This is a genomic window from Komagataeibacter oboediens, from assembly GCF_003207815.1.
Lineage (GTDB): Bacteria > Pseudomonadota > Alphaproteobacteria > Acetobacterales > Acetobacteraceae > Komagataeibacter > Komagataeibacter oboediens.
The window spans coordinates 1-22,282 of the sequence record NZ_NKTX01000033.1 but is presented as its reverse complement, the minus strand read 5'-3'; the positions used below and the strand labels follow the sequence as shown (position 1 = coordinate 22,282).

Annotated in this window: 25 protein-coding genes; 22 read left to right on the top strand and 3 right to left on the bottom strand. The window is 67.3% G+C overall.

What is annotated here, in order from left to right:
- Positions 1-390 precede the first annotated feature (390 nt).
- The gene (locus CFR80_RS12115) at positions 391-1,668 is read left to right on the top strand and encodes a phage terminase large subunit (RefSeq protein ID WP_181418218.1); all 1,278 of its coding nucleotides are present in this window, start codon (positions 391-393) and stop codon (positions 1,666-1,668) included.
- Positions 1,669-1,861: 193 nt separating this feature from the next.
- On the opposite strand, the gene CFR80_RS12110 is transcribed toward CFR80_RS12115, so the two are convergent.
- On the bottom strand, positions 1,862-2,491 hold the full coding sequence (locus CFR80_RS12110) for a DUF2726 domain-containing protein (RefSeq protein WP_082071252.1): 630 nt from the start codon (positions 2,489-2,491) through the stop codon (positions 1,862-1,864).
- Positions 2,492-2,606: 115 nt separating this feature from the next.
- Between CFR80_RS12110 and CFR80_RS12105 the strand changes: the two genes are divergently transcribed.
- Positions 2,607-4,019, top strand: coding sequence for a portal protein (locus CFR80_RS12105; RefSeq protein WP_110507446.1), 1,413 nt, complete (start codon positions 2,607-2,609; stop codon positions 4,017-4,019).
- Positions 4,020-4,048: 29 nt separating this feature from the next.
- On the top strand, positions 4,049-4,549 hold the full coding sequence (locus CFR80_RS12100) for a phage scaffolding protein (protein WP_181418217.1): 501 nt from the start codon (positions 4,049-4,051) through the stop codon (positions 4,547-4,549).
- Between the two features lie 157 nt (positions 4,550-4,706).
- Here the strand turns inward: CFR80_RS12100 and CFR80_RS12095 are convergent, their stop codons facing one another.
- Positions 4,707-6,323, bottom strand: coding sequence for a Hint domain-containing protein (locus CFR80_RS12095; protein WP_110507444.1), 1,617 nt, complete (start codon positions 6,321-6,323; stop codon positions 4,707-4,709).
- A gap of 738 nt (positions 6,324-7,061) precedes the next feature.
- Here CFR80_RS12095 and CFR80_RS12090 point away from each other — a divergent pair.
- The 7 genes from CFR80_RS12090 to CFR80_RS12065 all read left to right on the top strand — a co-directional run bounded on the left by CFR80_RS12090 (position 7,062) and on the right by CFR80_RS12065 (position 13,437).
- Complete coding sequence (locus CFR80_RS12090) at positions 7,062-8,414, top strand: hypothetical protein (protein ID WP_048857233.1); 1,353 nt, start codon at positions 7,062-7,064, stop codon at positions 8,412-8,414.
- Positions 8,398-8,745, top strand: a complete 348-nt coding sequence (locus CFR80_RS18925) for a hypothetical protein (RefSeq protein ID WP_146221644.1) — start codon at positions 8,398-8,400, stop codon at positions 8,743-8,745. Before CFR80_RS12090 ends, CFR80_RS18925 begins: the two co-directional genes overlap by 17 nt.
- Before the next feature lie 350 nt (positions 8,746-9,095).
- A complete protein-coding gene (locus CFR80_RS12085; protein WP_110507443.1) occupies positions 9,096-9,611 on the top strand; it encodes a hypothetical protein in 516 nt (171 codons plus the stop codon).
- Positions 9,611-10,264: a hypothetical protein gene (locus CFR80_RS12080; RefSeq protein WP_110507442.1), complete on the top strand. Its 654-nt coding sequence runs from the start codon at positions 9,611-9,613 to the stop codon at positions 10,262-10,264. Before CFR80_RS12085 ends, CFR80_RS12080 begins: the two co-directional genes overlap by 1 nt.
- Positions 10,265-10,424: 160 nt before the next feature.
- Positions 10,425-10,658, top strand: a complete 234-nt coding sequence (locus tag CFR80_RS18920) for a hypothetical protein (protein ID WP_146221643.1) — start codon at positions 10,425-10,427, stop codon at positions 10,656-10,658.
- Between the two features lie 223 nt (positions 10,659-10,881).
- Complete coding sequence (locus tag CFR80_RS12070) at positions 10,882-11,751, top strand: hypothetical protein (protein ID WP_110507440.1); 870 nt, start codon at positions 10,882-10,884, stop codon at positions 11,749-11,751.
- 198 nt (positions 11,752-11,949) lie between these two features.
- Positions 11,950-13,437 carry a phage tail protein gene (locus CFR80_RS12065; RefSeq protein ID WP_110507439.1) on the top strand — a complete coding sequence of 496 codons (1,488 nt, stop codon included), beginning with the start codon at positions 11,950-11,952 and terminating at the stop codon, positions 13,435-13,437.
- 5 nt (positions 13,438-13,442) lie between these two features.
- Here the strand turns inward: CFR80_RS12065 and CFR80_RS18915 are convergent, their stop codons facing one another.
- Positions 13,443-13,625 (bottom strand): hypothetical protein, encoded by a 183-nt coding sequence (locus tag CFR80_RS18915; RefSeq protein WP_146221642.1) that lies wholly within the window; start codon positions 13,623-13,625, stop codon positions 13,443-13,445.
- Positions 13,626-13,724: 99 nt separating this feature from the next.
- On the opposite strand from CFR80_RS18915, the gene CFR80_RS12060 reads away from it, so the two are divergent.
- The 12 genes from CFR80_RS12060 (at position 13,725) to CFR80_RS12010 (ending at position 22,139) form a co-directional block, all read left to right on the top strand.
- Positions 13,725-14,156, top strand: coding sequence for a hypothetical protein (locus tag CFR80_RS12060; protein WP_048856787.1), 432 nt, complete (start codon positions 13,725-13,727; stop codon positions 14,154-14,156).
- A gap of 131 nt (positions 14,157-14,287) precedes the next feature.
- Positions 14,288-14,599, top strand: a complete 312-nt coding sequence (locus CFR80_RS12055; RefSeq protein WP_110507438.1) for a hypothetical protein — start codon at positions 14,288-14,290, stop codon at positions 14,597-14,599.
- Between the two features lie 165 nt (positions 14,600-14,764).
- Positions 14,765-16,099, top strand: a complete 1,335-nt coding sequence (locus CFR80_RS12050) for a hypothetical protein (protein WP_110507437.1) — start codon at positions 14,765-14,767, stop codon at positions 16,097-16,099.
- A gap of 356 nt (positions 16,100-16,455) precedes the next feature.
- On the top strand, positions 16,456-17,376 hold the full coding sequence (locus tag CFR80_RS12045; RefSeq protein ID WP_110507436.1) for a hypothetical protein: 921 nt from the start codon (positions 16,456-16,458) through the stop codon (positions 17,374-17,376).
- A 10-nt stretch (positions 17,377-17,386) separates the two neighbouring features.
- Positions 17,387-17,596, top strand: a complete 210-nt coding sequence (locus CFR80_RS12040) for a hypothetical protein (RefSeq protein WP_110507435.1) — start codon at positions 17,387-17,389, stop codon at positions 17,594-17,596.
- On the top strand, positions 17,593-18,747 hold the full coding sequence (locus CFR80_RS12035; protein WP_110507434.1) for a hypothetical protein: 1,155 nt from the start codon (positions 17,593-17,595) through the stop codon (positions 18,745-18,747). Before CFR80_RS12040 ends, CFR80_RS12035 begins: the two co-directional genes overlap by 4 nt.
- Positions 18,740-19,144, top strand: coding sequence for a phage baseplate assembly protein V (locus CFR80_RS19885; RefSeq protein ID WP_258367786.1), 405 nt, complete (start codon positions 18,740-18,742; stop codon positions 19,142-19,144). Before CFR80_RS12035 ends, CFR80_RS19885 begins: the two co-directional genes overlap by 8 nt.
- A complete protein-coding gene (locus CFR80_RS19880; RefSeq protein ID WP_258367787.1) occupies positions 19,081-19,359 on the top strand; it encodes a hypothetical protein in 279 nt (92 codons plus the stop codon). Before CFR80_RS19885 ends, CFR80_RS19880 begins: the two co-directional genes overlap by 64 nt.
- Positions 19,304-19,849, top strand: a complete 546-nt coding sequence (locus CFR80_RS12025; protein ID WP_258367785.1) for a hypothetical protein — start codon at positions 19,304-19,306, stop codon at positions 19,847-19,849. Before CFR80_RS19880 ends, CFR80_RS12025 begins: the two co-directional genes overlap by 56 nt.
- 87 nt (positions 19,850-19,936) lie before the next feature.
- The gene (locus CFR80_RS12020) at positions 19,937-20,203 is read left to right on the top strand and encodes a hypothetical protein (protein WP_110507433.1); all 267 of its coding nucleotides are present in this window, start codon (positions 19,937-19,939) and stop codon (positions 20,201-20,203) included.
- A 192-nt stretch (positions 20,204-20,395) separates the two neighbouring features.
- Positions 20,396-21,520, top strand: coding sequence for a baseplate J/gp47 family protein (locus tag CFR80_RS12015; protein ID WP_110507432.1), 1,125 nt, complete (start codon positions 20,396-20,398; stop codon positions 21,518-21,520).
- Positions 21,513-22,139: a hypothetical protein gene (locus CFR80_RS12010; RefSeq protein WP_110507431.1), complete on the top strand. Its 627-nt coding sequence runs from the start codon at positions 21,513-21,515 to the stop codon at positions 22,137-22,139. Before CFR80_RS12015 ends, CFR80_RS12010 begins: the two co-directional genes overlap by 8 nt.
- Positions 22,140-22,282: the final 143 nt, after the last annotated feature.

Here is a 22,282-nt window from a genome sequence, read left to right as displayed (position 1 = left end):
ATGGGGCGTCGGCTCTCGTAGGACGCGATGACCACTCGCGCGCGAAATTCAGGGGCGTGCCAGCGGCGGCGATCCGAAACGATCTCGATCCGCGAGGCGTCCGCCAGCCTGTCCCGCTCGCCTGTCTCTCTACCGCTCCTTTGGAGCCTCTCTGCGGTACTACCTGCGACACTCGCAGGTAGTACCGCGTCCCTATCTCTTAAATCGCTCATGCTTCATAGCTGAACAAGACCAGAAGTATTCAGCAAGGCGTCAGTCGCCGGGAGCTTACCTTTTTTCAAAAAGGCGGCGTTCTTCAAAGCTTTTTGAAAAAAGCTTCACCAAAAACTTTTTCTACTTTCAGGGGGCAGGCTTTTGAAACACGCCTTCAGCCTGACACCGGACCAGCGTATGGCCAACCGGCTGCTGGGCGGTCCCGCAACCCATATCCTGCTGCGCGGCGGCGCGCGGTCGGGCAAGACGTTCGTGCTGGTACGCGCGGTGGTGATCCGCGCACTGAAGGCGGCGGGCACGCGGCACGGCATATTCCGCCACCGGCTGAACGCGCTCCGGGCCACCGTCCTGGCCGATACGTTTCCCACCGTCATGCGGCGGTGTTTTCCCACCGTGCCGTGGGCACTGTCGCGCACCGACTGGACGGTGGAGATGCCCAACGGGTCGGCCATCCTGTTCGGCGGGCTGGATGATGAGGACCGGACGGAAAAGATACTGGGACTGGAATTCGCCACCGTTTACCTGAACGAAGCCAGCCAGATCACCTATGGCGCGCGCAACATGCTGCTGACGCGGCTGGCGCAGAAATCGCCCCTTGCGCTGAAGGAATATATCGACGCCAACCCGCCCACCACCGCGCACTGGCTGTACCGCGTGTTTGAGGACAGGGTGGACCCGACATCCGGCGCGCCGCTGGACCGCGCGCGTTACGCCACCATGCGCCTGAACCCTGATGGCAACCGCGCCAACCTGTCACCCGAATACATGGCGCAGCTTGCGGCCCTGCCGGAACGTGAGCGCAGGCGCTTCATGCTGGGGGAATATCAGCAGGCGGTGGATGGCGCGTTGTGGCGGATGGAGGATTTCCGCCGTGCGGCCGCCATCACCCCCGCAACCCGTGGCCGCGTGGCGCGGGACATGCGCCGCATTGTCGTGGCGGTGGACCCGTCGGGCTGTTCAGGGCCGGAGGATACGCGGTCGGATGAAATCGGCATTGTCGTGTGTGGCGTGGATGCGGGCGGGAACGGGCATGTGCTGGCCGACCTGTCACGGCGGGACAGCCCGGCGGGGTGGGCGCGCGCGGCATTGCAGGCGCAAATGGACTGGGGCGCGGAGCGGATCGTGGCCGAGCATAATTTTGGCGGTGCACTGGTCGAGGCCACGTTGCGCGGCATCAACCCCAATGCCGCCCTGCGCATGGTGACCGCCAGCCGGGGCAAGGCCGCGCGTGCCGAGCCTGTGGCCGCGCTGTATGAACAGGGCCGCGTGACCCATTACGGCAGCTTTGCCATGCTGGAGGAACAGTTGTGCCAGTTTTCCGCCAGTGGCTACCACGGCCCGCATTCCCCCGACCGGGCGGATGCACTGGTCTGGGCGCTGAGTGACCTCATGCTGTCCACACCGCCCGCAGCCCCGGCGCGATGGGTGCCAACGCGGTTTACACTGGGGCGGTAAGGGTGGTTACCCAGTCCGTATCCCGATCCGTTACGGACTGCCTGAAGGGTCAGTTTTGCAATATATGGAAATAATAAAGACGGTTCTGGTGGGCTTTTTTTCTGAAATTATTTGAAAGAACGACGTCTTTTTGAAGAAATATGGCACCCGAAAACTTTTATTTTTTCCTTATTCCAGAACCGGGCGGACCGGATCATACCGCGGCTGCGCGGAAATACCCGCTGATATCCACCCGCCCGCCGGGTGAAAAGCGCAGCAGCGGAATGCCGATATGGGCGAAGGCAGCATCAACCAGCCCGTCGCGGTACTGGCGTTCGGGGTGGGCGTGGGTGCCATCATCCAGTTCGATGCCCAGCACCACGGTGCCGCTTTGTACATGCGTCACCACGAAGTCGATGGATTTGGAGGCGATCTTGAAAAACGCATGCCGGTTGGCGTCACGATCCGGTCCGCGCGGCACGATGAAATCGGCCAGCCGCACCTGCGGGCAGACGTAATAACCACGCGGCACCTGCGCCACCAGCGTGGACAGCACGCGCCGCTCCCACCCCGACAGCAGGGCCGTGGGCTGATACAGCCGCACCGCCCAGTCGTAATCGGTCATGGAAACCGGCACGTCAAACCCCGCATCTGCCACCGGCGCGGGTACGGGTGCGGGCCGTGGCGCGGGGGCAGGCTGCTGCGCGGGCGGGAAAGGGGGCAGTGCGGGCGGATGGCCATGCCGCCTGCGCCACGCGCCCACAACCACCGCAATGGCCGCGCCAACCACGCCAATTTCCACCGCCAGGCGCACCGGGGTCAGCAGCAGGTGACTGATATCCATTTTCTTTTTCCTTCTCCGCACGGTCATGTGCCCCACGGCCGCCTGTCTATCGCGGTTTTGCCACCGCATCACCACCAAATCCGCATCCCCTTGCCCATTACACCGGAGAGACAGCATGGACTGGCAGGAACTGAGGAAAACCTACCCCCGCGACCCGGACCTGCCGGCGCGCGCCCATGCGCTTGCCGCACTGGCCCGCGTGCTGGACGGCACGCAGTACGACGCCATCCCCAACCCGTTCGGCACCGAATATAACGGGGCGGGGGAATACATTCCCCTGTCGCAGCGCAGGCCGTCGGTGCGCACCAACATGTGCCGCGCGGTGGTGGATGACGCGGTATCGCTGCTGTTCGGTGCATCGCACTGGCCCACCACGGTTGCGGCCGACCCCGCCGTGCCGGGCGTTCTGGCACAGGTGGCGGCGGACACCGCGCTGCCGGCCCTTATGATCGATGCCGCAACGCGCGGGTCGGTCGGGTCGGTGGCCGTGCTGGTGGAAGCGGTGGACCGCCGCCTGCGTTTTGCGGTGCATGACACGCTGTACCTGACCCCGCACCGGGATGGCACGGGCGAACTTGCATGCATGCGCGAATGCTACAAGGTCACGGGCGCCACGCTGGCGGGGCAGGGGTGGCAGGTTGGCCCCGATGATGCGACGGCCATATTCTGGTGGCTGCGCATATGGGACCGTGCGGACTGCCACGTTTACGTGCCCCGGCGGGTCGATGCCGGCCTGCCCGTGCAGGTCGATCCCACGCGCAGCACGCACCACGGGCTGGGGTTCGTGCCGTGGGTGTGGATGGCCAACCTGGCCGCTCCCGGCGTGGTGGACGGGCCATGCACCTTTGCCCCCGCCATCGATACGGTGATCGAATGCGATTACCTGCTGTCGCAATCCGGGCGGGGGCTGAAATACAGCGCCGACCCAAGGCTGGTGATCCGCGCGGGACCCGACCCGTATGCGGACGGGTCGCCCGCGTCATCAGGGGGCGCGGCATCCGCCCTGACCCTGCCGCTGGATGGGGATGCCAAGCTGCTGGAAATCAATGGTGACGCGGCGGGTGCGATGCGCGACCATTACCGCGAACTGCGCGCCAGCGTGATGGAGCAGATCCACGGCAACCGCGCGCAGGCCGACCGGCTGGGCGCCCCCACGTCGGGTCGTGCGATGGAACTGCTGTACCAGCCCCTGCTGTGGCTGGCGGACCGGATGCGCCTGTCATATGGCGAATACGGGCTGCTGGCGCTGTACCGCATGGTGTGCGCGTTTTCCCATGTTATTGCCGGCGGCCTGCGCATTGGCGGGCGCGATTACGCGGGGTTGCAGGCCGATGGGCTGGCATTGCAGTGGCCGCCCTATTTCGCGGGAACGGAGGCCGATCTGGCGCAACTGGCGCAGGGGCTGGATACGGCGGTGCGCGGCGGCTTCCTGTCGCGGCAGACGGCGTGCGTGATCCTGGCCGCCCGCGCGGGCACGCCCGGCCCCCATGCGGAATGGGCGCGTATCGGGGCCGAAAGCCCGAGCTGATTTTTTCCCTGTTCTGAAGGAAGCACGACATGACCCGATCAAGCGTTCCCGAAACCCCCGACATGGACACGATGCGCCGCGAACTGGCCGCCCTGCGCGCCGAACGTGACGATGCCGTGCAGGCCCGCGCCACGCTGGAGGCCGACCTTGCCCGCGCCACGGAACAGGCCACAACGGCCCGCACCCGCGCCAGCCGTGCCGTGATCCGTGCCGAAGCGCGCGCCATGGCCGCCCGCATGGGCGCGGTGGAGCCTGCCGATGTGGTGCGTCTGGTGGACCTGTCCGCCGTCACACTGTCCGAAGATGGTGCGCCGCAGGGGCTGGACACGATTATGGAAGCCGCACGTGAAAGCCGTGCCTACCTGTTCACCACGCCCGGGCCCGCGTCCGGCGCGGCCACCGGCACCACCGCATCCGGCCCGGCGCCACGTGCGGGCGATCCCGCCCCGTTCGATGCCCGCACGGCAGGCGCGCGGGATGTCAGGGCGGCAGCCAGCGCGGCCGGCCTACGCTGGCCGGTCGCGACATAGGACACATGGCCGGGATGCCATGCCCCGCCCGGACCGGACTGCATGAGCCGCGCGGATCCTGACTGATCATGGTCCGCGCGGGTTTCAGCATGACCTGTTCGTGTGGCCTGACTGGCCAGTGGCGGAACCGGTGACCGGCCCCGCCATGGCAGCATGATCAGGCAGATGCCCGAAAGGACACGATGTTGGCGGCATCGGCTGCGGGGGCCGTCCAGTACTGGCCACCATGGGCGGAACGGTGCAGGCGCAGGACGACATGGCCCCTGCACCCGGCCCACAGGGACGGGTCCAGGTTCAGGCTGCCCTTCGTCCAGCGCCAGTGGCCATCGTTCTGCTGCTCGGCACCATGGCACTGTGCCGCGATGGCGGGGGCGTCCATGTCGATCGCGGCGTCATGGAACAGCCCGTCGCTGACATGCATGTCGCGGATGTAGATCCCCAGTTCACGGGCATCCTCGCCCGCGCCACATTCCGCCGGGCGGAATGCGTTCGAGACCAGAGCGACCTCGCGCGCACCGGCGGGGAAGATGAAGCAGGCCCGGTCACCATCCATGGCCGGTTCCACCCGCTGCCCGTCCACCATCAGGTGTTCGTCCTTGTCGGTCGTGCTGTTCCAGCCCAGCGTGCGCGCGCGGGCGGCAAGGCGTTCGCGCACGGCGGCGATTTCGGGGCCGTTCAGCACCAGCGGCAGGGCGTAATCATCCAGCGTCGCGGGCTCGACCTGCGTGCCGGCCGACAGGGTGGCGAACAGGTTGCGGTTGCCGACATCCAGATAGCTTTCGGACGGCAGGCCGTTCGACAGCAGCACGTCGTGGCTTTCCAGTTCGACATGCCAGTATTCGGTGCTTTCGCACGGCGCGCGGCGGATGGTCGCGCCATTGACCAGCTTCACCGCCTGGATGAACACGCTGTCCATCACGGGCACCGCAATGGCGTGGCCGGGGGACACCAGCAGGTCACGGTCGGGCATGTTCTGCGCGAACGCGTCACGGCTGATCAGCACGGGGGTCAGCGCATGGGCCTGTGCCGCGTCCATGTTGCTGAAGCTGATGATCTTCTGGCTGCCGATCCACACGATCGGGCGCACGGCGCCGGATGCGGTCACGACTTCATCGCCGGCCTGCAGGGTTTCCACCGCCACATCGCCGCGCGGGGTGCGGATCAGCGTGCCGGAGCAGAAGCAGGCGGCAGCCGTGCCATTTGTCAGCGTAAGCGTCGGCCCGTTGTTCTCGTCCACTGACGACAGACCTGCCCCATTGGCAACCGTCGCATCTACGGGTGCATTGGAGAAGTATTCGTACTCGCCGCCCACGGTTTCGGAATCACCATCGTCACTGACCGTCTGCGTCGGGATGAAATACAGCGACCCGTTGGCATCCGAATATCCGGTGCTCTCGACCGTCTGCTGGAACTGATCGGTAACCTGCCCCTCTGCCTGTTGCGTCACGGTGTCGGTGAACTGGCCATTGCCATTACTTGTCAGCGTATCGGTCTGCTGCCCGGAGGGGAACACGGACGCATCCGACGTGCCAAAACCGGAGCTGTTGTAGCCACTGGCATTGGCCTCATCAACGCCCTCGATTTCAACACTGACATCACCCTGCGTATCAGGGGCAATGATCGTGTCCCCATTGCTGTCGGTTGTCGTCGGGCTGTTGATCGCGGTGACGGGCAGGACCTGAGTAGACTGCTCATAATAGTACACGTTGCCGTCGCCTGTCATTTCCGGCTGAAGGTTTGTGGTGTACGTTTCGTTTGTCGGGGTATCGGCCATGCTAAAATTTCTCCACCGTAGCCATTACTGCTTGCATTTCCACGTTATCACCTTTTTTTAATTAAATGCTATATGGAAAAGGAACTTTTTACCGGGCATAGTTAGGAATCATTATCAGTTTTGAAATTCTCCATACCACACGGTGAACAATCATTATCAGTCATGTATCTGAAAGTTCAGAACATCACTGGCATCATGACCTGATTACCCGGCTTTTATCACCGCATGGCGCGTTTTCTACCACGATGCCCGCAGGGCGAGGAAAACCGATTTCCACCCTGATCTGACATCCCACACGCCCGGCCCGCGCCGGTCGGGGCTGGCATGGTGCCACCTTTGTCCATGATGCGGAAACCGGCCACCTCGTGGGCGCGGAACGGGACGGCGTGCCGCCTGTTGGCCGGGCAGCGGCCTGCCATTGCAATGCCATTGGCGACAGGCTGGCGAATCTGGTCAGGACAGACCGGCATGACAGACGCCCGCCATTGAAAATACCCACCTGTGATTTCGGGACCCCGCCCGCATCCTGAATGGAGAGCGCGGGAACACGCCCCCTGTCCGTTCCGCGTCCCGCCATGGCGCGCGGAACCGGCAAGGGGCCATGACCGGCCATGCGCGCCGCACCCCTGAACCGTGCAACCCGGCCCCTGTATGGCGCACCCCGCCATGGCCGCCCCTGCCGCCGCCACCGCAGTCCTGCATGGCGGCTTTTTTCGTTTTTTCAAGGAAATGAAATTCATGGCCATCGCCAATTTCCCCGCCTCCCTGCAGCCGGTCATCCAGCAGGGGTTCCTGTCGCGCGCGTTCCAGGACGCGCTGCAGTCGCGGCTGGGCTTCCGCTCGATCGCGGACCAGATGGAATTCCCCGCCCGCATCGGCCAGACCATTACCGACACCCGTGCGGGCCTGCTGCCGCCCGCGACCACGCCGCTCAACCCCGCCGCCAACACCAGTTTCGACAACGGCATGACGCCCGCCGAATGGTCGGTCGAACAGTACACCCTGACCATAAACCAGTACGGCAACACCATGGACCTCAACCAGGTGACGGAAGGTGTGGGCATCGCCAACCAGTTCCTGGCCAATGCCTCGCGCCTTGGCATCAACGCGCGGCAGACGCTGGACCGCCTTGCGCGCAATGCGCTGTTTGGCGGGGCGCAGAACGGGGTGGGGGGCTACCTTGGCGGCAATACGCGCGTCACCACCACGCTGGGGGCTGCGGGCAGCACGGTTGCGGTGGACGACATCCGCGGGTTCCAGAACATCCTGTCTGACGAAGGACAGGTGGTATCCGTTGGCGCATCGGCCGGCATGACCGTCACCATCGGGTCCGGGTCGTACACCCTTGTGGGCACGACAGCGGATGCCACCAGCACCTCCACCGCGCCGGACGGGGTTTCGGGCACGCTGACGTTCTCGGCATCCGTCAAGGTGGCGGACGGCACGGCGGGCAACGCGGTCATGGCCGCGACCGCGCCGCTGGTGCTGCGGCCCAACGCGCGCGCCACCACGGCGGCGCTGGCTGCGGGCGACCTGCTGACGGTGCAGTCGATCCTTGGCGCGCTGGCCACGCTGCGTGACAACAACGTGCCCACGCCCGATGGTGGGGTGTACCACTGCTATCTGGACAATGCGCAGCTTCTGGGCCTGTTCCGCGATGAGGATTTCAAGCTGCTGTATCGCGGGCAGTACGGGTCCGACACGTACCAGACCGGCCAGATCTTCGACCTGCTGGGCGTGCGCTTCATTCCCACGACCGAGGCCCCGCAGCAGGCATCGCTTGGCGCGGGCAACATCCATCGCGCCATCATCTGCGGGCAGGGCGCGCTGATTGAAGGCGATTACGCCAATATCGGCACCCATTACGCGCCGCTGCTGGATGGCGGCGAACTGACGGATGTGGACGGCGTGTGCATGATCACCCGCCCCGCGCTGGACCGTCTGGCGCAGATCATCGCGCAGTCGTGGTCGTGGATCGGCGGTTTCGCCCTGCCCACCGACCTGACTGCCGATACCTCGGTCATTCCCACCGCCACCAACAGCTACCTCAAGCGCGGGGTGGTGATCGAAAGCCTTGGCGCAGGGGCATAAGACGACCCCGCCGGGCGGCGGCACACCCGCCGCCCGTACGATGCGGGGCAGGGGCAGGACAGGCACGGTCCGCCCCGTTCCCCGCATCTGGCATGCTGGCGCGCATCCCACGGCATGGCAGGGGCGACGCCAGCCACTGGACCGGACGGGCCGCCCGCATGAATACAGCGGGCGGCGTCGCCTCGGGAACGATGATACCACGGTGCAGGGGGCGGAACGACGCTCCCACATGCTGGCCCGGACGGTAACACAGACATGCTGGCGGTTATTACCGACAGGTACGCACCCGACAGGACACGACCGGAACAGCGGCCCCACGCCACCGCGGTAACGACGATGTCACGGCGCAGGGGACGGAACGATGCCCCGCATGCCAGCCTGAACGGTGGCGCAGGCATGCGGATAGCCGTTGCCATCAGGTACGGCTGCGGCAGGGCAATCCGGCACAGTGGGGCAATGTCCCCGGTGATACATGCAGTGCGCCTGGACAACACCGGCACATCCGCACGGCCACGTCCCGCCATACCGGGCCAGCCCCGTTGCGATCGTGAGCCCTTCACCCGTCCGGGACAGCGCGTAGGTGGCGGGACCGGCAGGCATCCATACAGGCCCGCTACACCACGGCCCCGTGGCAGTCCGGCATGCGGGGCGCATCATGCACAGGAGGCGGCAGCAGCAGGCATGACCGATACAGATACGACAACGGCGGCCAGCGGGTCCGCCACGAATACCAGTGACACGGCGGGACCGGGCCCATCCACCGCCGTTACCCCGGCGGGTGCGGTCCCCACTGCGCCACCCACCGCCGCCACGGTCGCGGATACGCCGCTGGTGGATGACGAACTGGCGCAGGCGCGGCGTTACATGGGTTATCCCGCCATGGGCGGTCAGGACAGCGGCATGCAGTCGTGGCGGTTTTTCCGGGTGTATGGCTTCAACGAATGGCGGCTGCGCAATCTTGCCCCCGCCGAATGCGCGCAGGCCCGGGCGTTCATCATGCAGTGCCAGATGCTGGAGGGCGCGATCATGGCCGCCACCGCCAACCTGGACACCGACCGCGCGGCGGTGTGGACACGCAACCGCACCGAGGTCACGGACCGTTTCACGCTGTACACGCGCTGGCGGATACAGTTGTGCAATTTCCTTGGCATTCCGCCGGGGCCGGGCCTGCGTGGCATGGGGGAGATCGTGATCTGATGGACCAGCCAGCCCTGTGCTACCTTGCCGCGCGCGGTTTCGCCCGGGCGGCGGCCCGCGTGGGGGCGCCCGCAACACAGTACCGCCCCGCCACCGCCACCGGCCCGTGCGCCACGGCCCATGCACGGGTCATGGCGGCGTTCAGCAACGACCGGACCTTCGGCTTTGCCGGACCTGCCCTGTGGGACGTGCCCTTCGTCTATGCGCTGATGGATACGACGGACGTACAGGCGGGCGACATCCTGACCTGCGCGGGGGAGACGTATTTCATCGCCCGCGCCGAACCCTTCCGCCCGCCCCTGTGCGTGCTGTGCAATGCGGTGGTGGACATCACCACGACCGTGGCGCAGGCCACGGATGTGGCGGACCCCGGTGGCTATGGCACATCGGGGGACGCCACCACGCAGGTGGCCTGCGCCAGCGGCTGGCCCGCCATGATCCGTGCGAGGGGCGGCGGGGCGGGCGTGCCCGGTCCCGCGCAGCCCGGCACGATCCACCCGGGCGGGTTCGAGATGTTCCTGCCCCTCATTCCCGGCATTAGCGTGCAGCCCGCCATGTGGGCGCGCGATGCGAACGGCCCGCGCTACACCATTGGCGGCGCACGGGCGGGACCATGGGGCACACGCTGCCTGCTGGGCCAGCAGCAGGTCTGACCGCGGTCGATCCCGACCATACTCCCCCCGAACGGGGCGGGCAGGCATCTGTATGCTGACCTGCCCGCCAATATGGTTACGGGGCATGGGTCACCCCCTGCCACGGCGCCGGCAGGCGGACGCTGGCGTGACATGCCGCCCCGACCATAAGCCAGCCAGCATGCGACAGCAGCAAACCCTGTCCGGAGCGCATGGACACCGCGCAGCCGCCCAGCGCGCATGGCATCCGGCGGCCGCATGGTGGGGCAGCGACGGTAGCCCGCGCCTGACCGGCCAGCCCGGTGTCACGGGCAATGCGCATGGCCTGCATGTCGCGACCGCCGGGGATGCCAGCATCACCGCCACTGCACGGCATATGCGCGGTGGCGGACAGGTAACGGGAGCCGACATCTGACACATAACCGATTGATAAATGACCGTTTCCGGCGGGCGCCTTTTTTCAGAAAACGGCGTGTCCCGAACCGTCGTGAATAAAGCGTCACGGGTTGTTCCACACGGCCTTCGGGACCGGGCCACCAGTCCGTCACCACCAGACCAATGCGTAACATGGCGCGGCACATGCCGCCCCATGCGCACCAGCTTGCCCCACACCACAGGGGTGCAGGAGCCGATATGACATGGCCGACATTTCCACCATCTCCACCACCATCGCGGCAGCCCTGGCTTCGGCCCTGTGCCCCGATGGCACGGCGCAGGCGGCCGCGACCGGACGGTCGCTGGTCATCCGCCGTGGCAACCTGACACAGGCCGATCTGGGCGATGCCCCGCGGACATTGCAGCAGGGGTGCGACTTCATCACCATTGCCGACAGCGCCGAAAGCTGGGTGCGGGTGGACGAACCGCTGGGCCGCCCGTGGCGCATGGACACCACGCAGCCTGCCACCGCGCATATGGCGATCAGCGGCGACACCGCCACCGTAACGGTGGATGCGGGGGCCACGCCCGGTGGCACGGTGGGGCTGCGCGTGACCGGCCTGCCCGGTGTTGCGGGCGATGCATGCAGCCTGCATGTCGCGACCGCGGGGGATACGGCGGCCACCATCGCCGCCGTCATTGCCGCGGCCCTGCCCGGTGCCGTCGCCAGCGGGGCGGACATCACGCTGCCCGCCATGACCACGGTGCAGGCCATCAACGCCGGCACGCTGGCCGCCCGCTGTGTCGCGCGCAGGCAGCAGCAGGTGTTCATCATCACCGCATGGGCGGCAACGCCTGCCGCGCGTGACGCGCTGGGCTGCGCCATTGCGGATGCGCTGGCGCTGACCGACTGGCTGACGGATGAAAACGGGTCCACCTTCCGGATCGAGGCCCGCGCCACCACCAATGACGACACCGCCATGAACCGCGGCGTGTTTTCCCGTCCCGCGCGCTTCCTTGTCACCTACGACACCGACCTGACCCGCGTGGTCCCGGCCATGCTGGCCGGTGGCACGGGGATCGGGCCCGACGTGGTGCGGGGCGACGTGCTGCTGGGTACGCCCGCGCCATGACGGCCGCGGCACGGATAAAGCCATCCGTGCCGGTCTTCCGCAACGCCCCGCCTGCCGGGGTCCGGCCATGTGGGCCGGGACCGGCCGGGCGGGCGTTTCGCGTGGCGGCGGGGCGGGGGCGCACCCGCGTCCGGCCCGCCGCCGCATATCCCCCGTCTTTTCACGTGGCCATGCCGCGCAACAGGGAAATACACAGACATGACCATTTACCAGTCCGGGCAGCTCAACACCAACAGCCTGACCGTGCCCGACCTGTATGTGCAGGTCCAGCGCCCGCAGACGCTGGCGCTGAACGGCGTGCCGTCGGGACGGATCGGCGTGGTCGGCACCGCCGCATGGGGGCCGGTGGGCACGCCGGTCATCGTGGGGGCAATGGGTGACTGCCTGTCCGCCTTTGGCCCCAAGCAGGCGCTGGCGACCGATATCGGCACGGCCGTCAACATCGCGCTGCTGCAGGGGGCGGCGGATTTCCGCTGCGTGCGCGTGACCGATGGCACGGATGCCGCCGCCACCGGCACGCTGGATGGCATCAGCCTGACCGCCATCCATACCGGCAGCGCGGGCAACGCCATTGTCGCCACCGTGACGCAGGACACGATCATCACCACCAGCTATACCCTGACCGTTACCCACGCGGTTCTGGGCAGCCGGACCTATCGCGGTGCCACGTGGTCCACGCTGGCGGCGGCAATGGCGGCGGACGGCACGGCGCTGGTGCGCGCGGCCCTGCCCAGCACGGTCCCGGCGCTGGCGGCGGGCACGATCACGCTGGCGGGCGGGACCGATGGCGCGACACCGGGCACGGCGGCCTTCACCGGCACGGACGGCGTGGCGCGGACCGGCATGTACGCCCTGCGCGGGCAGGGCTGCGCGCTGGGGCTGCTGCATGGTGTCAGCGACAGCACGTCATGGACCACGCAGGCAGCCTTTGGCCTGGGTGAGGGGATGTACATGATCGCCTGTGGCCCGGCGGGCGACACCATTGCCAACGCGGCGGCGCAGAAGGCGGCGGCAGGCGTGGACAGCTACGCCGTCAAGCTGATGTTCGGTGACTGGCTGTGGTGGGATGACGACACCAATGGCAGCATGCTGGTGCCCCCGCAGGCCTTTGCCGCCGGTATCCTTGGCGGCCTGTCGCCCGAGCAGTCGGGCCTGAATAAGGAACTGTCAGGCGTGATCGGCAGCCAGAAGGCGGGGCTGGTGTCCAGCGGGCAGGCCGCGACCTATTCCACGGCCGAGCTTTCGGCCCTGTTCGGTGCCGGGATCGACGTGATCTGCAATCCCGCCCCTGGCGGCAGCTACTGGGCGGTGCGTGGCGGGATCAACACCAGTTCCGATGCGGATACGGATGATGACAGCTACACCCGCCTGACCAACTACATTGCCGAAACCGTCAATGCGGGCATGGGCACGTTCGTGGGCGCGGTGATCAGCCCCACGCTGTTTGGCGACATCCGCGCCGTGCTGCTGGGCACGCTGTCCAACATGGTGGGCAGCGGTGTACTGGGGGCCACCACGGATTACGCGGTGGTGTGCGACACGACCAACAACCCGCAATCCGCCACGGCGCTGGGCTACGTGCGTGCGGACGTGCAGGTGCGTTACCAGGGCATCAACCGCTTCTTTGTCGTCAACCTGCAGGGCGGGGCGAGTGTAACGGTCAGCACCGGCACACCCGCCGCCTGAGGGCGTTACGTCGCGCGACGGTTTTCTTCCGACAGCACGCGACCGCAGAGTTCCCTTATCTCCTCATGCGTCAGCTTTTCCGGGTGGCTCAGCCCACGCGCGGCAATGGCGGCGAGGTCTTTCGTCGGTGGTTTTTCGGGTGTGGTGCCCATCAGGGTGCTCCATGCGGGGTGAGAAACCATGCTCACGCCGGCGTGACCCGTCCCGCCAGATGAAAGAACGCATGACACCCATACACGACAATAATGGGCCACACGCGCGGTGGCCCTTTTTTCATGGAGCGACACATGTCCGCCAAACCCTTCAATATCGGTCGCGACTGCCGTGTGGTGCTGGTCTATGACGGCAGCCGCGTGGACCTGCCTACCGTAACCGGCTTTACCGCGCAGCAGCGTACGCACCAGCTGACGTCCAACCCGCTGAACGACATGCCCATGTTCTATGACGTGCCGGGCGGCTGGGGCGGGCAGTTCACCTTCCAGCGCGATGGCGCGGGGGCGGATGACCTGTTCGCCGCCATCGAAAGTGGCTTCTGGTCGGCGGGTACGGTGGTGCTGGGCAGCATTTACCAGTACGTGACGGAATGCGACGGGTCGCTCAGCACGTATGAATTCGTGGGCGCGTCGCTGCAGCTGTCCGATGCGGGGCATTACCAGTCCGAAACGCTGGTCAACCAGACCATTACCTTCACCGCGCGGGCGCGTAACCGCATTTCCTGACGGATTTCAAGAAACAGCCCGTTGAGGAAACCGGCTTCAGGGGCCGCCTTTTTCCACAAAGGCACTTCCTGAAGCCGTCCGACATCTACAGGACCGCCGCGCAGCGTTCCTGACAGCCGGAGAGCCATGGCATGAGCGAACACACCATAAAAACCAGCGATGGCCGGACCATCACCTACCGCGAGCGCGGGCCGGGGGATGTGCTGGCGCTGCTGGAATTCGGGCCTGACAGCCCGTCACCCGCATGGGTGGAATATGCGCTGATGGTCTGCAGCGTGGAGGCGATTGACGGCGTGCCCGCCATGCGCCCCAAAAGCCGCGTGCAGCTGGAACAGCTGGCCAACCAGATTGGCAATACCGGCATCACCGCCCTGTCGGACGTGCTGTTTGGCGCGGATGGGGCGGATATTGCGGCAGCGGAAAGCACCGCCGCAAAAAACTGAGCCGGCACCCCGCCCTGATCGAGGTCGCGGCCCTGGTCGGGAACGGGGTGCCGTGGGATGTGGCCATGGCCATGCCGCGCGTGCGGCGCATGGCCTTTCTTGTCGCCTTTGGCGAACTGGCGGGCGGGCGATATGACTGGACCACGCAACAATGGGATTACCCCGATGGCTGATGCCTGCCGCGCCGCGGCGCGGTTGCTGGCCCGGCTGCCGGGGCGGGGCCGCCTGCCGCGGACGGGCCAGCAGCAGGGCAGGCTGGCACGGATGGCGGCGGTGGCCGGGCGTGTGGGCCGCGCCCGCGCCATGTGGGGCAGCGTGGCGTTTTTCCGTCGCCGCCCCGGTCGGGATACGCCGCGGCAGGGGGCAGCCGACATGCCCCTGCCGTCATCATCGGGCAAGCGTGCGTTCCCTGCCGTGCAGGCGGCGGCAGTACGCCCCCGTGGCGGACGCGGCGGGGCAGGTACGCCTGCTGCCATACGGGATGGGCGGGACTGCCGCCCTCCACCACCGGCAACCATGCGCCGTCGGGCACGAAAGAGGGCATATCCGCGCCTGCAACGCCCCGACGGGGCGGGCATGCGGCCCGCCGTGGCGCTGTCGCGGCGCGCGGTATCCGGGTCAGTGCGCGTGCCGCAGGGGCAGCCTGCCGCACCGGTCCCCCATCCCGCTCCGCCCGGTGCAGGCCCGGCGCGACGGGGAACGGGTCAGGTCACCGCCATCATTCCCCCATTCACGCGCCCGGCGGGTGACAGGACAGACCCGGCACGGGTCCGCCACACCCGTCGCGCGCCCGGGTGCACGTCGCCAGCCCTGTCCCGCGGCAGGCCGCGTGTCGTCCCCCGTATTGTCCCACAGGCACCGGCCATGACCGCGCGGATGTCGGCCATTATCGCGCGAAACGGCAGTACCCCGCGCAAACCTTCGCCGGTGCTGACCCGTACGGCGCGGGAACCTGTTCCCGGCACCGTGCCGGGGACAGGGCAGGCAGGGAGCCGCCCGGCCCGGTTCCTGCGCCCCGATGGGGCGGCGGGCCGGTTTGCGCGCGCGCTGCCCGACCGGCAGCCTGCGGGCCGGCATACCGTCACCATCCCCCGGGCGGCGATGCCCGGCCTTCCCGTCGCCCGCGCCGTACGGGGCGGGACCGTACCCGTTGCGGGTGGGCCAGCCAGACCCCGCAGGCCGGGCCTGATCCCGCATGTCGCGCGGGTGCGGGGCGTTGCCCCGTTGCGCGTCCCGCCGCCGGGGGCGGTCATGCGGGGCAGGCCGCCCTTCATCAACCCCGCCCCGGTGGAACGGGCGGGCAGCATCCCGCCCGTCCCGCGTGGCGACAGGCCGCCGGTCGTGCAGGTCACCATTCCCGTCACGCTGGACCACCAGGCGGTGGGACAGGCCATGGCCCGGATCGACACCGCAGCCGCCCGCCACGAACTGCGCGCCACCGGCACCGCGCCCGATGTCATCCGGTATCCGCAGATGCCGGGCCGGGCGGTGGGAATCTGATCGCCGGGGGGCTGGACGTTGTCTGGAGCAGGCCACTGATAAAACGTTTCCGGTCGGCATCCCTGTCATAAAAAAGCGGCGCCTTCCGGAGTGTTCTGAAACAGGCCCCGCCAGAAACGTCCCTGCGGGTGCCGGGTATTTTCGGGATATTTCCCGCCGCAGCCTGACGGGCGGCTACGGGTCCATGCGCGCCGCATGCTTCCAGCCTGCATGATCTGGCGTTAGACAGGGGCAATGATGGCATGGCTGCGCGATACCGCGCGCCACGGCCCGTTCCCCCATTTTCCGTTTCATATTCTTCATTCCGCCCACGCACCGCCCGCGGGCGGTGGCATGCGCGCCGGGGGAGGCCACTGATGTCCCTGACCCTTATGAACGCACAGACCGCGATCGGCTCGATCGGGCGGCTGTGGGCGTCGGCCCCCGTGACCATTGGCGGGCTGACCCTGACCGGCATGGAGGTGCCGCACCTGATCCGCGATGGCGGCACCCAGCAGGTTGCCGTCCACCGGCTGCCCGGTGGCAACCGGGTTATCGACGCGGTGGGCAACGACCCCGACCGGCTGGAACTGTCGGGCACGTTTGTGGGGCCCACAGCCATCGAACGGGCATGGATGCTCAAGCAGATGCGCATTGCGGGCCAGCCCGTGGCCTTTACCGGGGCGGGGCTGTCGCTGCTGGTGCGCATCGTGCAGTATTCATACGACTACACACAGAAGGGCATCATCATTCCCTACCGGCTGGTGCTGGAACAGCCGCCGCAGGTGGCCGCGGCATCCGGCGTTACGTCAGGGCTGTCGGCGCTGGTGGGTGATGATGCGGGGGCCGCCCTGTCGGGCCTGACCGGCGCGCTGGATGATGTCGCGACCATTGCGGGCAACATCACCGGCCAGCTTTCGACCGTCATGGGACAGGTCACGCCCATTGCCGACATGACCGGCGCGGGCGGGGTGTTTGCGGGGGTGCAGGACCAGCTTGGCATGGTTGGCGGCCTGTCGGGGGCGGGGGTCAATCTTGCCGCCGCCCCGGGCAGCGCCGCCAGCGTCATATCGGGGCTGGAGGCATCGGGCGCGGGGCTGACCACCGCCATGGGCCTGACCGGCGCGAACCTGGACGCCATAAGCCTCACCAGTGCCGGCAGCCTGTCCACCCTGACCCAGAATGCGGAACTGCACGGCAGCGCGCTGACATCCGGCGCGCTGGTCAACCGCGCCTATGCCAACACGCTTTCGGCCACCGGCGGCACGCAGGACGGCCCGCTGGTCACGGCGCAGTAGGAACCAGACAATGGCAAGCACGATCAAGGTCACGGCCAGCGACATTTCCCTGTATCACGTGGCGGCGGCCCGGCTGGGGGACGCAACGCAGTGGTGGCGCATCGCACGGCCGAACGGCATGGACGACCCCGACCTGTCCGGGTTCACGACACCCGTCAGCCTGCTGCTGCCCGGGGTTGACGCATCACAGGACAGTGGCGTGCCGGGGGTTACGTCATGAACGGCGGCCTGAAGGGCACGGCACCACCCGTCTGGCGCATGCCGCGCGCGCGCGTGCTGGTGAACGGGGCGGAGCGCGCGGAAACCGGGCTGGAGGAATTGACGCTGGCCCGCACGCGCTACAGCCGCGCCGATACGCTGGACATGACGCTGGCGGTGGACCGGACGCGCATCCCGTCAGGCGGCCTGTGGTTCGACCTGCAGCCAGACGCGCAGGGCGGCGCGCTGCCCGATATCGACATTACGGTGCAGATGCGCGACGCCGCGCGCGACGGGGCGCAGTGGGTGACGGTATTTCGCGGTATCGTGGACCATGTGGGCCTGCTGCCCGCCGCGACATCGGTACGGGTGCAGTGTCGCGACTACCTTGCGAAACTGCTGGACATGCGGGTGCGGGCGGGGTGGCTGAACATGACCGGGGCCGATGTGGTCCGGGCCATGGTCAGCGCTGCCGGGCTTGTGCCCGATGTCACCATGACCGACGCCATGGTGGGGCAGTTCTGGCAGGTGGAGCACAAACGCATGTCCGCCACCACCCACAGCCGGTTCCAGACCGCCTTTGACCTGGCCCGTTACATGGCCACCATGGCGGGGTGCGACCTGTATGCCGATGGTACCACCATTGTCTGCGCGCCATGCCCCACCGCCACCACCGCCAATACCCACGTGCTGGACTACACCGACACCGGCCCGGACAGCCCTGTGGCCATGGGCGCGTACGGCCTGCATTTCACCCGGGATTATCAGGTGGGATGCGGCGTGATCGTGCATGTCATGAGCTGGGACAGCCGCCAGCGCACGCGGGTCGAGTACTACTGGTCCGCAACTGGCGGCGCGACCACGCCGGGCGACAGCGCGGGCACGCTGCACAGCTTTGCCATGCCCGGTGCGCGGCTGGATGACCTGCGGCGCCTGGCACGGCAGAAATACAGCCAGATCACGGCGCATGCCCGCACCATAACCGGCACCATACCCGGACGGATCACGCTGGCGCCGCGTGATTTCATGCGCCTGACCGGCACGGGCACGACATGGGACGGCACGCTGGATGTGGATGCCGTGACCAGCAGCTTTTCATGGCAGGGCGGCTTTTCCCAGCAGGTCACCCTGCGCGCACGCACCATCACACAGGACGGGGGAACGGATGACTGACACGCGCATGATCGCCGCCGGCATGACCGGCACGCTGGCGCAGCCGGGGTTCGGGCTGGTCAGCGCGGTGGACCCGGTGAACCACGCGGTCAGGGTGGTGGCCCAGCCATCGGGCGTGGAAACCGGCTGGCTACCTTACGCCGCCATGCAGGTGGGCAGCCTGCGCATTGCCTGCGTGCCCGACATCGGCACGCACGTGCTGGTGGTGCATGTCGAAGGCGACGCCGAACATGGCGTGGCGGCCGTGCCGGTCTATGACGCCGTGGTCATGCCGCCCGTATCCCCCGCCACGGGCAAGCCGGCCCAGCCGGGCGAGATGCTGGTCATGGCAGGTTGCGGCGCCCCCCCGGCAGATGGCGCCGCAACACCGGGGCAGGCGGCACGACCGAAACGCTGACCGGCAGCGGCAAGGCATGGATTGCGGGAGCGGTCACGATGACGCTGGATGGCAACGGCCTGTCCGTTACCGGCGGCCCGATCACGACCGACAGGGACATCACGGCGCAGGGCACCGTAACCGGGCAGATGGACGTCAGGGCTGCAGGCATTTCCGGCCATGCACACACCCACCCGGTCACCAGCGCACCCGGCACGACAGGAGCACCGCAATGAACACAACAGTCACCACGCGCGCCGGCCACCCCCGGCGCGTGACCGCGCGGAACCCAGCCGCCGCCATGCACCGGCACGGACCACGGCATGGCGCGGCATGGGGGTACATGCACCCGCCGGTCATGTCATGAGCGCGCTGTCACATACCATGGGCGGTGACCTGGACCTGTCGGCTACGGGTGGAATTGCCGTGGTCACGGGTGCGGAACAGACCCGTCAGGCGCTGCTGCGCAGGCTGTGCACCAATGCGGCAGCCTATATCTGGCAGCCGGATTATGGCGCCGGACTGCCCGCGCGCGTGGGCACGGTCTTGGATGAAGCCGGCATCCGCGCCCTTGTATTGGAACAGGCACAGGGCGAGGCAGGCATTGACCCGTCGCAGCCCGTTACCGTGACCATCACAAATCCCCGGGTCGGGGCGTACCTGCTGGCCATATCCTACACCGACGCCATGACCGGCACGGTGCAGGAACTTACGCTGGGCACGTAGCCGACCAAACGTGATCGGCCCGGTGGGCGGGGCAGGTGATCCATGCCGGACATCGTGCCGTGGTCATTGCCCGCCGGATCCCCCTGCATGTCCCGGCCATGCGGGTCCGGTCGCGCCTTTACCTATCCCTTCATGCCCACAGGCATGACGGCGCGACCCGGCACGGGGAAGCCCGCCATCCCCCTTCATGCTGCAGCCAGCAGCCCCAGCGCTGTAGCCGACCCGGGCGGCAGGCAGGACATTCATCCGGCGCTTCATACCCATCAGCCTGACACGCTCATGCGCCGCGCCAGATGGCAGCGCACGGGTGATCCCGACATGATTCCGGCCACGATGCACGCAGGAGCCGGGTGACGGAATGGCCGCAGGAAGTGACATCGGGGCATTGCACTGCCCGGTGCGTATTACCCTGTGCCGATCCCCGGCAGGCGCAGGCGGTGTCGCCAGTATTCCCGGCCATGGGCGGGACAAGGTGGCGGGCAGTCCGCCCCATGCAGGCCGCACCACAACACAAGGATCATTCCCCAACCAGAACGGAGAATCCGGGTGGCCATCACCTTCCAATCCTTCAAGACCACTCTGGGCAACATGGTGGCGGCGGCGCAGGGGGCGTGTTCCGCGCTGCTGGACCTGAATGTGGGGTCCGCAGGCCGCGCCATGCTGGAAGCCGTGGCGGGGCTGGGGCTGTGGTTCCAGTTCATCGCGCTGCAGATCCTGTCGCGCACGCGGCTGGCCACGTCCATCGGGTCGGACGTTGACAGTTTCGTTGCGGATTTCGGCCTGTCGCGCCTGCCGGGAACGGCGGCCACCGGCATGGTCACGTTCACATCGTTCACGCCGGGCAGCCAGTCCGCCACCATTGCGGCGGGCACCACGGTCAAGACGGCATCGAGTGTCGTCTATACGGTGGTGGAGGACAGCACGAATACGGCATGGTCGGCGGCGGACAGCGCCTATATCCGCCCTGCGGGCACGGCGTCCGTCACCATCCCGGTACAGTGCGCAACGACCGGGACGGGCGGCAATGTCGCGGCGGGCGCTGTCTGCCTGCTGGGCACGGCGGTTTCGGGCATCGATACGGTCACGAACGCCGCCGCCCTGACCAATGGCAGCGACGGGGAGACGGATGCGGCCCTGCGCACGCGGTTCGTGTCCTATATCAACAGCCGGTCAAAGGCGACGGTATCCGCGATTGAAAACGCGGTGACGGATGTGTCCGCCGACCTGATCTATCAGGTGGTGGAGAATGTCGATACGTCCGGCGCGACACTTCCCGGCAACGTGGTGGTGTTTGTCGATGACGGATCGGGCGACGTGTCCGACAGCGTGATTGACGAAGTCTATGCGTCCGTGGATGCCGTGCGCCCGGTCGCCGTGTCCATTCAGGTCGTGCGCCCCAACGTGGTGCGCCCGCCCGTGACCATGACCGTCAGCGTGAACGGCACGGGCGACCTTTCCACCGTGCAGGCCACGATCAGCACCAGCATCGCCACCTACCTCAACGGCCTCGCCATCGGGGATGCGGCCAGCTATTCGCGCCTGATCCAGATTGCCTATGCCGCCAGCACGTCCGTCACCAACGTGACCGGCGTGACCCTGGCCGGTGGCACGATTGACCTGCCGGCACTGACCGGCACGGCCTATCGTGCGGGGACGGTGTCCTTTGGCTGACGTAACGCAGAACGGTTTCGCCCTGCGCATCCGCAGGCTGCTGCCGACCGGCTGGTTTCCATCCGCGCCCGCCGCGGGCGAGACGGAACAGGCCCCGGTGCTGAATGCGCTGCTGCAGGGTTTCGGCAGCGTGTTTGTATGGATATGGGCCATGCTGTCAGGCACGGCGGACCAGACCCGGCTTGCCACCATGAGTGGCGCGTTTCTGGACATGTTCGCCGCCGACTTCTTCGGCACGACGCTTGTGCGCGGGCAGGGGGAAAGCGACGATGCCTTTCGCACCCGCATCGAGGAAGCCCTGTTCCCCTCGCTGGGCACGCGGCCCGACGTGGTCAACACCATTGCCGATGAAGTGGGCAGCGCAGGCCGCGTGATCGAACCGCGCAACGCAGCCGACTGCAAGGGGATTGCCAGCATGGCCAGCCCGGCCATTGGCGGCGGATACGGGTATGGCGTCGCCGCCCTGCGCTACGGGTCACGCGGCGCACCCTTCCAGCTATTCGCACAGTTGCCAACCGGCGACACGAACCCGCCCGCAACGCAGACACTGGACCGCATTGCCGATGTGATGCCCGCAGGCACCATCGCATGGGTTCAGGACGTGGAGACCCCTGAATAATGGACAGACAGATCGTTTATCCGGCACAGATACCGCTGGACAGTGACCAGTTGAACGCCCAGCGCAATGCGTATGTCGGTCTGGGCCAGCTTGCGGCCATGGCCTATGGCTGGACCACGGTTTCGGCCAGTGGCTTTGCCTGC